Annotated in this window: 3 protein-coding genes and 1 pseudogene; 3 read left to right on the top strand and 1 reads right to left on the bottom strand. The window is 35.2% G+C overall.

The features are described 5' to 3' along the window. The 3 genes and pseudogenes from Xentx_RS19455 to Xentx_RS17920 all read left to right on the top strand — a co-directional run. Positions 1-561 (top strand): DUF7823 domain-containing protein (locus Xentx_RS19455; protein WP_208607607.1); only part of this gene is annotated, 561 nt, incomplete at its 5' end. Between the two features lie 328 nt (positions 562-889). Continuing rightward, a pseudogene (locus tag Xentx_RS17925) lies at positions 890-1,209 on the top strand (type II toxin-antitoxin system RelE/ParE family toxin). Further along, the gene (locus tag Xentx_RS17920; RefSeq protein ID WP_074021852.1) at positions 1,199-1,480 is read left to right on the top strand and encodes a helix-turn-helix domain-containing protein; all 282 of its coding nucleotides are present in this window, start codon (positions 1,199-1,201) and stop codon (positions 1,478-1,480) included. Before Xentx_RS17925 ends, Xentx_RS17920 begins: the two are co-directional and overlap by 11 nt. A gap of 189 nt (positions 1,481-1,669) precedes the next feature. Here the strand turns inward: Xentx_RS17920 and Xentx_RS19755 are convergent, their stop codons facing one another. Then, positions 1,670-1,861 (bottom strand): toxin-antitoxin system HicB family antitoxin, encoded by a 192-nt coding sequence (locus tag Xentx_RS19755; RefSeq protein WP_279625123.1) that lies wholly within the window; start codon positions 1,859-1,861, stop codon positions 1,670-1,672. Between the last annotated feature and the right edge of the window lie 177 nt (positions 1,862-2,038).

Genomic DNA, 2,038 nt, shown 5'->3' with positions numbered 1-2,038 from the left:
TCAGGAGGTTCAGGAGGTTCAGGAGGTTCAGGAGGTTCAGGAGGTTCAGGAGGTTCAGGAGGTTCAGGAGGTTCAGGAGGTTCAGGAGGTTCAGGAGGTAGTATGCTATCTTTTGATCTCACTTTAGGGTCTACTAAAAATGGGGAGGTTATACAATGGGGTTATACAAGTGACGATCAACCTAATTTTGGTTCTTTAACTGGGCTGCAAGCTAATACAGATATTGAAAATATTTTGAGGTTCTATTTTAAGAAAGAAGGTGATGATGGACATGGTAAGATCTCCAAATCCTCTACCATGATGTTTTTGGCTGTATCCTCGAATCAGAATAACTATCAGAAAGTAATGGAACTTCTTGGTAAAACCCTTTATGTCACTGTTGATAATGTAACTTATAATCTTATGATTGACAGCCCTGGTAGAATTTCTGGAAATAGTGCCGATTATACGTATTACGTCGTTTATACTGAAGATGCTGAAGACTCTGATATATACAAATTAAGTGAAATATTGAAACAACAAATAGGCCAAACCAAACATTTTAGCCTCAAGTGGGGGTGATAATTAATTCCCCCAAATCTACTCCTGAATCCAAGGCTATGCTTCCGGCATGGCCTTTTTTTCTGTAATAATATTAGCTAATTATAAATAAAAATTGTCATTCACTATTTCGCGTTTAAATGAAAACGATTTTTTTGGTGATGGTTGATCGAATGATCCATAGAATTTAGTGATAACCATGCACAACTCCATTTTTTAATGCAAAATATTTATATATCATTTGGTTGTAAAAAATAACTTAAAGGTTATAAATAGCTTTTGAGTTATTTTATTATCGGTATATAATATGAGAATGAGAAATTCCACTAATGGAATCCAAGAGGATAGAATGTTTGAATTGATTTTTCATCCAGAGGCAGAACAGGAAATTTACGCTTTAAATGAACCTATGCAAGGTAAGGTAATTAAAGCGTTAGAAAAACTAGAAGCTAAGGGAAATCAGTTACGTTATCCAGATACTCGCTTTTTACAAAATGAATTATTTGAATTAAGAGTGGGGAAAAAAGATATTACAAGAACTCTCTTTGCTTTTGCCAAAGGAAAAAAATTTATATTTTACGGACGTTTATAAAGAAAACAGCAAAAACCTCCCCATCAGAAATTAATCTTGCTTTACAACGTCTTGAGGAGTTTTCAGATGAAAGTTAAAGGTGTTCCATTTTCAAAAGTAAAGGCGAAAGCCCTACAGAACCCTAAAGTTTTAGAGGCTTATCTTGAAGCAAGGAGAGAAGAAGAGTTACAAGAACTGCTTTCAAATATGAGAGCTAAAGCGGGGCTAAATAGTACTCAGGTAGCTGAACGTATGGGAATCAGTCAACCAGCAGTAAATAGACTAGAAAAAAATGCGTCAAAAGCTAGTATTCACTCTCTCGAACGTTACGCAACAGCTTGCGGCGTAACACTAAAAATAAGTATTTAAATAAGGTAACGTATATTACCCCACTCAATGTGGGGGTTATCTTAACAAAAGTATGTTTTATATAAACGATCCTATCTTTTTTGCAATATCATATAGCAGCCAAATACTGAAATAATTTCACTTCTTGATGAGGCAATATTACAAATAAAATCTGATTATTACAGGCTCAACTACTTACTTATCCTCAGATCAGCGTGAAACCAGTTCTTTTTCTAGCAGTTGGACAATAAACTGGTTTTTTGATATGGAATTTGCAGTCGTTATGGCGTTTAAACGTGCCTCTAGCCAACTTGGATAACGTAAGGTGAATGACCTCAATTTTTCGTCATTCTTGAAGGGATTGATTCCTTCTTCCGTACAGGTTTCTACATATTCAGCCAGAGAAATTTTACCCTCTTTCTCAAGTCCTTCAATACTATTAGCTACAAAATCACAATATCCGGTAACATCTAAAAACTTTATATGGACACCGACTCAATGCAAGTGGGCAACCTATTTTTCTTTTTTGACAACAGTAGTCGCAAACATATATTCGGCTTCAAAGAGCCCTGATGAAAA

Origin of the sequence: Xenorhabdus thuongxuanensis, from assembly GCF_001908095.1 — a bacterium.
Taxonomy (GTDB): domain Bacteria; phylum Pseudomonadota; class Gammaproteobacteria; order Enterobacterales; family Enterobacteriaceae; genus Xenorhabdus; species Xenorhabdus thuongxuanensis.
This window is presented reverse-complemented; position numbering and strand designations above follow the sequence as displayed.